The sequence below is a fragment of the Chryseobacterium piperi genome (genome assembly GCF_002285635.2).
GTDB classification, from domain to species: domain Bacteria; phylum Bacteroidota; class Bacteroidia; order Flavobacteriales; family Weeksellaceae; genus Chryseobacterium; species Chryseobacterium piperi.
In genome coordinates, this window is sequence record NZ_CP023049.2 from 1,504,079 (window position 1) to 1,517,387 (window position 13,309).

Sequence of the window (13,309 nt, forward strand, 5' to 3'; positions counted from 1 at the left end):
GATTACATAAAAATAGGTGAAAAGTTCTGTTGATCTATAATTTCCCGGCCTGCAGTTTCCAAATGATTATAAATATAACCATTTAAAAAATTACCCAGAGAAATTCTTCTAACTCCCAAATTCTTCAAGGTTTCAAAATCCGGAAGATCGGGCATACACATGACATTGACCGGTAGCTTCGTAGCACCCACCACCGTTTGAATATCCTGTTCAGCAGTTATACAGGGAACAAAAATTCCATTTACCTCAATGGTTTCCAAAAGCTTTATTCTTTCCAGAGTTTCATTGAGCGGATTTTCGAGCCTCAACAAGAAGGGGTCAGTTCTCAGATTAATAAACATTTCAACATTCTGCTCTTTAAGCTTTGCCATTATCTCACCCAACCTATTATTAATAGCTCCTTTATCCAATATTTCCCTGGTTCCGTCAGCCACAATACTGTCTTCAATGTTAACACCAACGACTCCCATTGATGCCAGTTTTGAAATATTGGAAACAACCTCATCCGCATTATTGCCATAACCGGCTTCCAAATCGACAGACAGAGGTAATGACACGGATTTCAATATTCTTTCAATAATATACAGGTATTCATCAAAGCTCATCTCTTCTCCATCTTCATACCCTAAACTGTGAGCTACCGCAGAACTTGAGGTTGCTATTGCTTTATATCCTAACCGTTCATATATTTTGGCACTTTGTGCATTCCAAACATTTCCTATTAATAAAAGTTCATCCTGATGATGTAATTCTTTGAAAATCTGAGTATTTTTCATTTTATTTTTTTATAAAATTACTCTAATTCGCGTTTTCTATGCAACCGAAAAATGGACAAGTATTTTTTAGTTCTTTTGGATTTCAAAAATAAAGGGTAATTTCCTGAATTAAAATTTTTGAACTTATAACCAATACAAAATGCTTAGAAAAATACATATTCTCTTTCTTCTTGGCCTTGGTTTTATTCTTGCCCAAGCGCAAGAAACCATTCCGTTCCGGCTGACTAAATACAACAACATTATCGTAAAAGCTTTGGTCAATCATAAAGATTCTCTGCATCTGATGTTCCAGATTGCTATGCAAGATGCTTCCATATCTCCTGAACGAACGAGAAAAGCGGATCATATTACCTTTAGCAGTGATGACATCAGCGACAATAATACCTTACAAATCGCCCAAATAACCAAGACCAACATCCGGTTTTTTAATAATGAACTCACCGGCCATGAAGCAGATGGTAAAATAGGCACAGGTCTTTTTTCAGGTAAGGTATTTAAAATCGATTATGACAATAACCGGTTTGTTGTCTATGATCAGTTACCTGACATAAAAGGTTATCAGGCTATTCCATTGTATCCGGAAAGAGATCAGCTTTATATCAATGCCAATAATATTATCGACAATAAAGCACAGGAAGGTCATTTTCTTTTGCAATCAGGATATTCCGGTGGACTTTTATACAGCAACCAATTTGCAGAGGAAAATGAACTCGATAAAAGATTAAAGATCACTACTGAGAAAACTTTGAAGGATTCCAGTGGTAAAAGTGTCATTACAAAACAGGGCATTTTACCACAATTAAAAATAGGCGGTATTATTATGGATCAGGTTTCTGCTGGATTCTTTGCAGGAGATATCAAAACACACAAAGTGAATTATTTTGGTGCTGATACACTCAGAAGATTTATCTGGATATTTAGTGCTGACCGGACAACCGCTTATATTAAGCCTAGTAAGTATTTTACCGCTCCTTATTATAAAATCAATTAATAAAAATAATTCGTGCATTCATGGCTAAAAAATAGTGTCTTGATCTTTTTTATTCCTCCAATTGAAAATTTTGATTCGCCCACATTTTACAAGGTTTTATCCATTCATCAGATGCTATGTATAAAAATCTATGCTTTAGTCCTGTATTTAACTCAACTTCTCTGAAATTTTTGACGGGCAACTTTGATAATTCCTTTCTCTTAATTGCAGACACTCCATAAGTATCTGACTTTTCATAGATCGTCAATATATTTCCACAAAAATTGATTTCCGGCATTTCTTCAATATCGGAATCCTCAAAGCTGCCTATAAAAACAAAATTAAGATTGGGATTTTCGGCATACGTTGAGACATATTGAGCAATATATCCTCCTTTTGAAAGCCCAATCACGGTTATATTATTGGATTTTATTCCTTTTGCCAATAAACTATCAATTTGATGTACCACTTTTTTAGCATAGTCAATGGCATCGGTTTTCGGTTTTCTTTTTTCGCTCAATACAATAAAACCATCTTTTCTAAAGGACTCTAAAATTTCATTGTATTCTGCTTTTACACCATAATTCGGTTCAAAAGTTCCGGAAAGATTCTGTTCTAAAAACTTGTTGTGTAAAAAGAAAATATATTTTTTTTCAGTTTTGTTAAGCTCCGTTTTATTTGGATGACAATTGAAAAGGAATAGTGAAACTAAAAATAGAATTAATATATGATTTGTTTTCATTATTTGGATCTAAAGTTATATTCCATAACTGGATATCTGAAAAATGGAATCTTTAATCATAATAGTACAATATGATAAGCTAGTACTATTTACTTAAGCCACTCATTAAATGTAATAAAATAATTTTATGCGTAAGCTATAGTTGTTCCAGTTTCGTTCTAAAATATCCATTTCCATAAATCAATGTTTTTTCAGAGGAAAAGCTTTTATCTTCTATAACAAAATCTATTTTACCATAGATACTATCTCCAACTTTGTAATAAATTTTGTCTAGGGTTATATTTTGTTTCAGTATTTTATAATCTGGAGATTTTCTATTATCCGGAATGACATCAGTAAAAGAATAGGGTCGTAATTCGAATCTTCCAAGTATATAATCTAATTCATATCCTCCTCCATAATACCCAGAATTAAATCCAATCTTTATTATGGTTTTTCCATTCCAACATATGGCTCTACAATTGTTAAAGTTAGCTATTTCAAACTCTTCTTTTGTTACAGGCTTTTTGTCAGTATAAAATAAAACATTTGAACTTTTCTTTCTATGAAATCATAAATCTCTGTTCCATTTATAATTTCTTTTTGGGTATCCATTATTCTGAATATTTTTTCACTTCGAATGCTTGAATCAATGGTAGCAGGAGTTAACCTTGAATAAATACCTATATAAAAATAAAGAGTTCCTCCTATTAAAATAAGAAAGATAAACATTAAAAAATATTTTAAAAATTTCATTTAATTTCTATATAAGAATACTATTGTCTAAATTATTCAAAAAATTCAATTTTCACTAAAAAGCCTCGTAAGAAAACTTACGAGGCTTTTTATATATTTGATTTTTACAGATTACATCGCATCCATTTTGAAAGTCATGCTTTCAATTACTTTTAAGATGGCTTCTACCGTATCCATTGAAGTTAAACATGGTACTCCATTTTCAACACTCATTCTTCTGATCTGGAAACCGTCTCTTTCAACCTGTTTTCCTTTAGTCATGGTATTGACAACATACTGTACCTTTCCTTTTTGGATCAGGTCAATCAGATTGACATCTTCCTCTCCTATTTTGTATCCTATTTTACAAGGAATACCTTTTTCTTCGAAGAACTTCGCCGTTCCTTCCGTAGCCCAAACTCTGAAACCTACTTCATGGAATCTTGCTGCTAATGCCGCCGCTTCCTCTTTATGCTTATCTGCTACGGTGAAAAGAATGGAACCATGCATAGGAACTTTTCTTCCAGCAGCAATTAGTCCTTTGTAAAGTGCTTTTTCCAAAGTGGTATCTTTCCCCATAACCTCTCCTGTAGACTTCATTTCAGGTCCCAGAGAGATATCCACTTTTGTTAATTTTGAGAAAGAGAATACCGGAACTTTCACAAACACTCCTTCTTTATTAGGAACCAGTCCGTTTTTATATCCAAGATCTTTCAGCTTCTGACCCAGAATTGCTTTTGTTGCAAGATTAGCCATTGGTACATCTGTAATTTTAGAAAGGAAAGGAACCGTTCTTGATGAACGTGGATTTACTTCAATTACAAAAACATTTCCTTCGAATAAAACGTACTGGATATTCATTAGTCCGATCACGTTCAATCCTTTTGCCAGTCTCTGGGTATAATCAACCAGGGTATCGATTTCCTGCTGTGAAACATTTTGTGGTGGATATACCGCAATAGAGTCTCCGGAGTGTACTCCCGCTCTTTCGATATGCTCCATAATTCCCGGGATAATCACTGTCTCACCGTCACAGATGGCATCTACTTCAACCTCTTTTCCGGTAATATAGCGGTCTACCAATACAGGGTGTTCCGGGCTTGCGTCCACCGCAAATTCCATATAGTGCGCCAGTTCTGATTCGGTGTATACAATCTCCATTGCTCTCCCTCCCAGTACATAACTTGGTCTTACTAAAACCGGGTATCCGATTTCGTTAGCGATTTTTATAGCTTCTTCTTTTGATGTGGAAGTCTTTCCTAAAGGCTGAGGAATTCCAAGCTCCTGAAGTGCTTTTTCAAATTTGTCTCTGTTTTCTGCACGATCAAGGTCTTCTAATGAAGTTCCTAAAATCTTCACCCCGTGGCTTGCCAATTTGTCAGCAAGATTGATTGCAGTCTGCCCCCCAAACTGTACAACAACTCCTGTTGGTTTTTCCAGTTCGATGATGTTCATTACATCTTCTTCTGTTAATGGTTCGAAGTAAAGTTTATCTGAGATCGAGAAGTCTGTAGAAACAGTTTCAGGGTTATTATTAATGATGATCGCTTCATAACCCATTTCTTTGATCGCCCATACTGAGTGTACTGTTGCATAATCAAATTCAACTCCTTGTCCGATTCTGATCGGTCCGGAACCTAGAACGATAATCTTTTCTTTATCTGTAACTACACTTTCGTTTTCTTCTTCGTAAGTTCCGTAGAAATAAGGGGTTTCACTTTCAAATTCGGCGGCACATGTGTCTACCATTTTGTACACCGGCATTACCCCGTTTTCTTTTCTGAAGTTGAAAATCTCGCGCTGGCTAACATCCCAAAGGTGAGCGATATTCAAGTCTGCAAACCCCAGTTTCTTAGCTTTAATTAATGTTTCCTTATCGAATTTATTATCAGCAATCACTTTTTCGAAGTCAATCAACTTCTTGATTTTCCAGATGAAGAATTTATCAATCTTACTCCATTCCACGATTTGCTCCCAGTCATACCCTCTTCTTAATGCATCTCCGATAATGAATAGTCTTTCGTCATCACAAACTCTGATTCTTCTTTCTATTTCTTCTTCTGTAAGAGCTTCAGCCTGCTTTTTCTTTAATCCTAAATGTCTGATTCCTGTTTCTAAAGATCGGATGGCTTTCTGTAAAGACTCTTCGAAATTTCTTCCGATAGCCATTACTTCTCCCGTTGCTTTCATCTGCGTTGACAATCTTCTGTCCGCTGTTTCGAATTTATCGAATGGGAATCTTGGGAATTTTGTCACCACATAATCTAAAGCCGGCTCGAAACATGCGTATGTTTTCCCTGTAACCGGATTCATAATTTCATCCAATGTTAATCCTACCGCAATCTTAGCCGCAATCTTAGCGATTGGATATCCTGTTGCTTTACTTGCTAAAGCTGATGATCTTGAAACCCTTGGATTTACTTCGATGATATAGTATTCGAATGAGTGCGGATCTAAAGCCAACTGTACGTTACATCCTCCTTCAATTCCTAATGCTCTGATAATTTTCAGGGAAGCGTTTCTCAACAACTGATACTCTCTGTCAGAAAGTGTCTGTGAAGGGGCAACTACGATCGAGTCTCCTGTATGAACCCCTACAGGATCTATATTTTCCATGTTACAAACCACAATTGCATTGTCATTTGCATCACGCATTACTTCGTATTCTATTTCCTTGAATCCTGCGATTGACTTTTCAATAAGACATTGGGTAACCGGGCTGTATTTCAATCCCAGTTCAGCGATCTCCTTTAGTTCAGTTTCATTGGCAGCAATTCCACCTCCTGTTCCTCCCATAGTAAAAGCTGGACGAACAATCACCGGATATCCAATTTCTTCAGCGAAATTAAGAGCTCCTTCTACTGTATTTACAATATCAGATTCAGGAACTGGTTCATTCAGCTCTCTCATCAATTCACGGAATAAGTCTCTGTCTTCTGCCCTGTTGATCGCTGAAAGTGTTGTTCCCAATACCTCAACTTTACATTCTTCAAGAATTCCTGATTTTTCCAGCTCCACCGCCATATTAAGACCGGTTTGCCCTCCAAGTGTCGGTAACAATGCATCCGGACGCTCTTTTCTGATGATGTGACTTACAAACTGAAGGGATATCGGCTCGATATATACCTTATCAGCGATTTCAACATCCGTCATAATCGTTGCAGGGTTTGAGTTGATCAAAATTACCTTGTAGCCCTCTTCTCTCAGGGACAAACAAGCCTGCGTTCCTGCGTAATCGAATTCTGCAGCCTGTCCGATAATGATGGGCCCTGAACCTATTACTAAAATTGTTTTTATATCTGTACGTTTTGCCATTTTCTTTTTTTTATTAGAGTCAAGAATCAAGAGCCAATAGCCAAGATTTTCAGACTTTACTTTAAATTATTTTTAAATGAATAAATCATTTTCTGAATTTCAGAAACTTCATTTAATAACACTTCTATTTTTTCCTCTGGTAAGAGATCCAGTTCTTTTACCAAAATTAGCTGTGTTTGCACTTCAAAAGCAGAGCCTAAGGCTATTGCTAAAAAGTGATTAAATTCTTTATTACTGTTTCTTCCTGAGCCTTCAGCTATATTTGAAGGAATAGAGATAACAGATCTTTTAATTTGAGAAATCAATCCATATTTTTCATCATTATTCATTTCTTGACATACTTCATATATATGCTTTGCCAGTGAAATAGATTTCTTCCAGAAAAGGAGTTTCTCAAAATTATGCATATGCTCTTTATTCTTGGTTCTTGATTCTTGGCTCTTGGCTCTTAAAATCCTCCATTAATTCAACGAAATCATCAAACAAGTAGTTAGCATCCTCAGGGCCCGGGCTTGCTTCCGGGTGATACTGAACTGAGAAGCAAGGGTGGATTTTGTGTTTTAATCCTTCATTCGTTCTGTCGTTAAGTGCAATGTGAGTTTCGATAAGGTCAGTTCCTTTAAGACTTTCCTGATCTACCGCATAACCATGATTCTGAGAAGTAATGGAAACTTTGTTTTTCTCCAGGTCTAAAACCGGGTGATTTCCTCCTCTGTGACCAAATTTCAGTTTGAATGTTTTTGCTCCACAAGCTAATCCTATTAACTGGTGTCCTAAACAAATTCCAAAAATGGGAACTTTTCCTAATAATCCTCTGATCATTTCTAAAGCTTTAGGGTTATCTTCCGGATCCCCAGGACCGTTTGACAACATGATTCCATCCGGATCCATTAGCAAGATCTCTTCAGCAGTAGTATCATGAGAAACAACGATGATATCACAATTTCTCTGAGATAACTCCCTGATAATTCCTAGTTTAGAACCAAAATCTACCAACACCACTTTGAAACCTCTTCCCGGATTTGCATACGGTGTTTTCGTAGATACTGTTTCTACCTGGTTGGTTGGGAACGTTGTTGATTTTAATTCTTCTACCGTTGTGTTTTCGTCGGCATCTGCATTCACGATTTTCCCTTTCACTACTCCGGAATTACGAAGAATCCTTGTCAGTCTTCTTGTATCAATTCCTGAAATTCCTGAAAGATTTTTCTTTTTAAATAATTCATCCAAAGTAATCTGTGTACGGAAATTAGAGGGTAAGTCACAAATCTCCTTTACAATAAGACCTTTAATAGCGGGCTCAATACTTTCATAATCATCACGGTTGATCCCATAATTCCCGATCAACGGATAAGTCATACATACAATCTGACCACAATAAGATGGGTCGGAAATCAATTCTTGATATCCCGTCATTCCGGTATTGAAAACCACTTCTCCTGCTGTTTCCAATTCTGTTCCGAAACCTTCTCCGTAAAAAACCTCTCCGGATTCTAATATTAATTTCTTTTTCATTTTTATTTTTGTTGTACAGTGTATTCATGTATTAACCTATTAACGATTTTCATGAATACCTTTTACATTAATACTTTTTACAATTATTTAAATTTAAACCCTTTATCTTCCAAAGCATTTTTAAGTATCGCCATTCTTGCGAAGACTCCGTTTTGCATTTGCTTAAAAATTCTTGAACGCTCACTTTCCACTAAATCGTTGTCGATTTCCACCCCTCTGTTGATCGGTGCGGGATGCATAATGATCGCTTCTTTTTTCATCGCTTTCTCTCTTTCTTTCGTCAAACCATATCTTCTATGATAATCTGAAGCTGAGAAACTCATTTTCGCATCATGTCTCTCATGCTGGATTCTCAGCAGCATTAAAACATCTACATCATGGATCAGCTCATCTACTGACAGATATGTTCCATTGATTAAAGCTCCTTCATCAAACCAATCTTCCGGACCGGAAAAGTACACTTTAGCACCTAATCTTCTCAAAGCTTCCGCATTAGAATTAGCAACCCTGCTGTGCTTTACATCTCCGACAATTCCTATTTTAAGACCTTCAAATTTTCCAAATTCCTGATAGATCGTCATTAAGTCCAGCATACATTGTGACGGGTGATTTCCTTTTCCGTCTCCTCCGTTGATCACTGGAATAGTAATATTTTTTAATTCTTCAAAGAAGCCGTCTTTCTTATCCCGTATTACGACTAAGTTTACTCCTAAACTTTCAATCGTCTTTACTGTATCGTATAAACTCTCCCCTTTGTTTACAGAGCTATGGGAAGCATCAAAAGGAACCACCTGAAGACCTAATTTTCTTTCAGCAATATCGAAACTTGTTTTTGTTCTCGTGCTGTCTTCAAAAAATAGATTTGAGCAAAAAACTTCGCCTTCTATTTTAGCAGTTTTCCCATTTGCAAAAGCTATCGCTTCTGTCAGTATACTGTTGATTTTCTCGGTACTTAGTTCTGTAATCGTAAACATAATATCTTAATTTTTTACATAAAAAAAGCGAAGACAAAATCTTCGCTTAATAACAATAAATATCGTAAAGGGCGCTGTCGCCCGGTAAATCTAATGATATAAATACTCTTTTATTCATTAGGTGCAAAGATATAACATTTTACCGATATCACAAAATCAAAGTGCCAAAAAAATTAAAAAACCTTAATCAACCCTTATTCTCATTTTTTCTTAATATTTTTGTTAAATCTCAATTTTATCGCATGGATGCTAAAGACAAAATGATTCTCAGTATTATTCAGGAAGACTCTACTCTATCTGTAAAAGAAATTTCAGAAAGGATAGGTCTTACTTTCACTCCGACGTATGAACGTATCAAACAATTGGAGAAACAGGGAGTCATTGAAAAATATGTAGGTCTTCTCAACCGCGAAAAGCTGGGTCTCAATATTGTAGTGTATTGTAATGTCCGTCTTAAAGAGCAATCCAAAAAAGTTTTGGAAACTTTCGAGAAAAACATTAGCAAATATGACGAAGTACAGGAAATCATCAGCCTTTCCGGCGAATATGATTATATGCTTAAAATCATTGCAAAGGATATCAATTCTTATAATGATTTCGCTGTAAGTGTCATTTCCAATATCCCTAATATTGGGCAATATCACAGTTCTATTGTATTGCATGAGGTGAAAAAATCCACCAAATTCAAAATCGACCTCGCTTAAATAACTTTTGTATTTGTAAGGTAAAATCGTAAAACCGCAAAATCGCTGATTTGCTCAATTGCGAATTTTACGACTGCATGTCATTGCGAGCAAGGCGAAGCAATCTCTTCATGACCTTATAGCTTAATAGAGACTCTCAATCGTTCAATCACCTTAACCCAATATTTTATTTTTCAGCTTATTAAACTGATAGCTTACTTTATCCAGACAAAGATTTCCAATACTTCCCTGATGAGTATGGTTTAGATTCTCTATTTCAAAATCAAAAGCATTATTCTCTATCTCCTGCCCTACTTTGACATAGGCATCACGGAATGAACTTCCATTTTTTACCTCTTCATTTATTTTCTCCACACTGAAAAGGTATTTATATTTCTCATCTTCCAGGATTCCCTCTCTCACTTTAATATTAGGTAAGGTATAGTTTAGAATCTCAAGACATTCTTTTAAAGAATCAATTGCAGGGAATAAAATTTCTTTTGTCAACTGCACATCTCTATGATATCCGGAAGGCAGGTTATTCGTTAATAAAATCAATTCATTAGGTAAAGATTGAATTCTATTACATCTCGCCCGCACCAGCTCAAAAATATCAGGATTCTTCTTATGCGGCATAATACTGCTTCCTGTTGTAAATTCTTTAGGGAAGCTGATAAAGTCAAAATTCTGACTCAGATACAGACATACATCATAAGCAAATTTACCAAGTGTTCCTGCTATGGTAGCCATTGCCATTGCTAACAGCTTTTCAGACTTCCCTCGGGTCATCTGAGCATATACTGCATTATAATTCATGGTTTGAAATCCCAGATTATAGGTGGTACTCTCCCGGTCGATTGGAAAAGAAGAACCATAACCAGCAGCAGAACCTAGTGGATTTTTATTAATGATATTTTTTACTGAAAATAACATCTCAACATCGTCCAACAATGCCTCCGCATATGCTCCAAACCATAGTCCGAAAGAAGAGGGCATAGCAATCTGCAAGTGGGTATACCCAGGTAACAATACGTTTTTATGTTGTTCCGCCAATGTGATCAAAAGCTGAAAGAACTCATCCGTAAGGCTTGCTATTTCACGAATCTCGTCCAATAAATACAGTTTGATATCTAATAAAACCTGATCATTTCTGGATCTTGCCGTATGAATCTTCTTTCCTGTATCTCCTAATTTTTCAATCAGGATTGCTTCGATTTGCGAATGGATATCTTCTGCCTCCTGATCTATTTCAAAGTTCCCATCTTCGATATTCTGTAAAACTTCGGATAAAACAGCAGTCATCTGCGCTGCTTCTTCGTTGGAAATAATACCTACTTCTGCCAGCATTTTACAATGAGCCATAGAACCTTTTACATCATACTTTGCTAATCGCTCATCAAAGTCCAGGTCTTTTCCTACTGTAAAATTATTGACTAATATATTAGTGGCAAGATCATCTTTCTGCCATATCTTTTTCATAATTGTTTGGTTTAAATATTACTGTGCAATTTGTTTGGTTTGCGCCGTTTATAAATTTGTTTTGGGCTCAGCATGATACGCTCCTGCTTATTGAAAAAACTTTAACAACTTCCACATTCAATAAAGTCTTTCATTTTTAATCTTCCTCTTGCATAAATCTTATTAAAAACTACATTCTTCATGATGATCATGCTAAGCTGAATCAAAACATTTATATAGTTGGAAGCATGGGGTTAGAAGCTGGAAGTCAATATCAATCCTTCCCCCATCTTCCTTTCTCCCTGCTCTACAATACCTGTTCTAAAATCCTTATATAAATCTCAATTCCCTGCCTTATTTCATTGAGCTCTATAAACTCATCTGCGGTATGGGAGCGCCTGCTGTCTCCGGGGCCTATTTTAACGGATGTACAAGGAATAATAGCCTGGTCCGAAGAAGTTGGAGATCCATACGTGGTCCTTCCAATAGCCAGCCCAGCTTGTACAAAGGGATGATCTAATTCTATTTTTGAAGAATTCAGCCTGAAAGATCTTGCTGTAAGATTTGATTTCATTTGTGATTGAATGATTTCAAAAGCTTCCTGATTGCTGTATGCATCTGTAACTCTTACATCCAAAGTAAAATGACACGCTTCAGGAACTACGTTATGCTGAACCCCTGCATGAATGCCTGATAATGTAATTTTAACCTCTCCCAGATAGTCTGATATTTTTGGAAATTTAAATTGGGTAATATGCTGCAGATCCTGCATACACTTTAAAATAGCATTATCTTCATTAGGATGAGCAGCATGAGAAGGAGTTCCTTTCATTTCTCCATCGATTACCAAAAGTCCTTTTTCAGCAATAGCAAGATTCATTTGCGTCGGTTCGCCCACAATAGCCAACTCTATATTTGGCAGCTGTGGAAATAGAGCCTCAATTCCATCAAATCCTGAGATTTCCTCCTCGGCGGTCAAAGCAATAATTAAATTATATTTTAAATCTTTTCTTTCATAAAAATGTAAAAAGGTCTGTGCCATGGAAACCAGAGAAGCACCCGCATCATTACTCCCCAATCCATAAAGCTTTCCTTCCTTTTCTATAGCTACAAACGGATCTAAAGTATATCCTTTATTAGGCTTTACCGTATCATGATGAGTATTTAACAATACAGAAGGTTTCCATTCATCAAAATGCTTATTGACTGCCCATATATTATTTTTAAAGCGCGTAGGAGTAATTCCCTTCTTCTGAAAAAAATTCTCAATCTCTACAGAAGTATTGTATTCGTCTTTACTGAATGAAGGAATTTCAATCAGGTTTTTCAACAATCCAACCGCATTATTGAACAATTCTTCTTGACTATAAACAGATTTGAGTGCCTGCATGATGATTTTCTATATGGTTCTTCAACTCGGTTTCTTTAATCAGAAACACCTTATTCACATTGTTTTTTATTGCACCCAGCGCATTCTCAAGCTTGGGTAAAATTCCTTTGTGCAATTTCCCTTCTTCTTTTAAAATTGAGAAATCTTCCTGGGAGACACTTTTAATAATAGAATCAGGATTATCCACATCTTCCAATACGCCTTCTTTATCAAAACAGTATAATAATTCTACATCGTACTTTTCTGTCAATGCCTGCGCAATAATGGAAGCAATAGTATCTGCATTGGTATTTAAAAGATTCCCGTTTTTATCATGGGTGATTGCAGAGAATACAGGAACCAGATCCAAATAAAGGAAATAGGAAATCATTTTTTTATGAACACTTCCTTCATCTATATCCCCTACAAATCCAAAATCTATTTCAGGATGGTTTCTTTTTTTAGCCTGAATCACATTAGCATCAGCCCCTGAAAGTCCTAAAGCATTACAATTTCTCTGTTGTAGCTTGGAAACAATGTTTTTATTGATGCTTCCTGCATACACCATCGCTACAATATCCAATGTGGCTTTATCCGTAATTCTTCTTCCATTGATCAGCTGCTGCGTTATTCCCAACTTATCAGCCAGTGTCGTTGCCAGCTTTCCTCCACCATGAACCAGAATTTTCTTTTCCTGAATTCCTGCAAACTGCTCTAAAAACTGATCGAGCAGCTTCTCATCATCAATCAAAGCTCCTCCTATCTTGACCACAAAAAGTTTATCTTTCATGAT

Annotated in this window: 11 protein-coding genes; 2 read left to right on the forward strand and 9 right to left on the reverse strand. The window is 36.0% G+C overall.

Going from position 1 to position 13,309, the window contains the following annotated elements; translation table 11 throughout:
- Positions 1–2 precede the first annotated feature (2 nt).
- Positions 3–776, reverse strand: a complete 774-nt coding sequence (locus CJF12_RS06620; RefSeq protein WP_034683134.1) for an isocitrate lyase/PEP mutase family protein — start codon at positions 774–776, stop codon at positions 3–5.
- Positions 777–915: 139 nt separating this feature from the next.
- Here CJF12_RS06620 and CJF12_RS06625 point away from each other — a divergent pair, with 139 nt between their 5' ends.
- Positions 916–1,767, forward strand: coding sequence for a hypothetical protein (locus CJF12_RS06625; protein ID WP_034683136.1), 852 nt, complete (start codon positions 916–918; stop codon positions 1,765–1,767).
- 49 nt (positions 1,768–1,816) lie between these two features.
- Here CJF12_RS06625 and CJF12_RS06630 read toward each other — a convergent pair whose 3' ends face one another.
- From CJF12_RS06630 to CJF12_RS06655, 5 genes are all read right to left on the reverse strand, one after another.
- Positions 1,817–2,488, reverse strand: coding sequence for a hypothetical protein (locus CJF12_RS06630; RefSeq protein WP_034683139.1), 672 nt, complete (start codon positions 2,486–2,488; stop codon positions 1,817–1,819).
- Between the two features lie 846 nt (positions 2,489–3,334).
- Entirely contained in the window at positions 3,335–6,517 is a 3,183-nt protein-coding gene (gene carB / locus CJF12_RS06640) for a carbamoyl-phosphate synthase large subunit (RefSeq protein WP_034683347.1), read from the reverse strand.
- 56 nt (positions 6,518–6,573) lie between these two features.
- Positions 6,574–6,924: a four helix bundle protein gene (locus CJF12_RS06645; RefSeq protein WP_034683144.1), complete on the reverse strand. Its 351-nt coding sequence runs from the start codon at positions 6,922–6,924 to the stop codon at positions 6,574–6,576.
- A gap of 7 nt (positions 6,925–6,931) precedes the next feature.
- Complete coding sequence (locus tag CJF12_RS06650; protein ID WP_034683148.1) at positions 6,932–8,032, reverse strand: carbamoyl phosphate synthase small subunit; 1,101 nt, start codon at positions 8,030–8,032, stop codon at positions 6,932–6,934.
- A gap of 83 nt (positions 8,033–8,115) precedes the next feature.
- Positions 8,116–9,006 (reverse strand): aspartate carbamoyltransferase catalytic subunit, encoded by an 891-nt coding sequence (locus CJF12_RS06655; RefSeq protein ID WP_034683151.1) that lies wholly within the window; start codon positions 9,004–9,006, stop codon positions 8,116–8,118.
- Positions 9,007–9,248: 242 nt separating this feature from the next.
- Between CJF12_RS06655 and CJF12_RS06660 the strand changes: the two genes are divergently transcribed.
- On the forward strand, positions 9,249–9,710 hold the full coding sequence (locus CJF12_RS06660; RefSeq protein WP_034683155.1) for an Lrp/AsnC family transcriptional regulator: 462 nt from the start codon (positions 9,249–9,251) through the stop codon (positions 9,708–9,710).
- Between the two features lie 153 nt (positions 9,711–9,863).
- Here CJF12_RS06660 and argH read toward each other — a convergent pair whose 3' ends face one another.
- The 3 genes from argH to argB form a co-directional block, all read right to left on the reverse strand.
- Positions 9,864–11,168 (reverse strand): argininosuccinate lyase, encoded by a 1,305-nt coding sequence (gene argH / locus CJF12_RS06665; RefSeq protein ID WP_034683157.1) that lies wholly within the window; start codon positions 11,166–11,168, stop codon positions 9,864–9,866.
- A gap of 286 nt (positions 11,169–11,454) precedes the next feature.
- On the reverse strand, positions 11,455–12,537 hold the full coding sequence (locus CJF12_RS06670; RefSeq protein ID WP_034683160.1) for a M20 family metallo-hydrolase: 1,083 nt from the start codon (positions 12,535–12,537) through the stop codon (positions 11,455–11,457).
- Positions 12,512–13,306, reverse strand: coding sequence for an acetylglutamate kinase (gene argB, locus CJF12_RS06675; RefSeq protein ID WP_034683163.1), 795 nt, complete (start codon positions 13,304–13,306; stop codon positions 12,512–12,514). Before argB ends, CJF12_RS06670 begins: the two co-directional genes overlap by 26 nt.
- Positions 13,307–13,309: the final 3 nt, after the last annotated feature.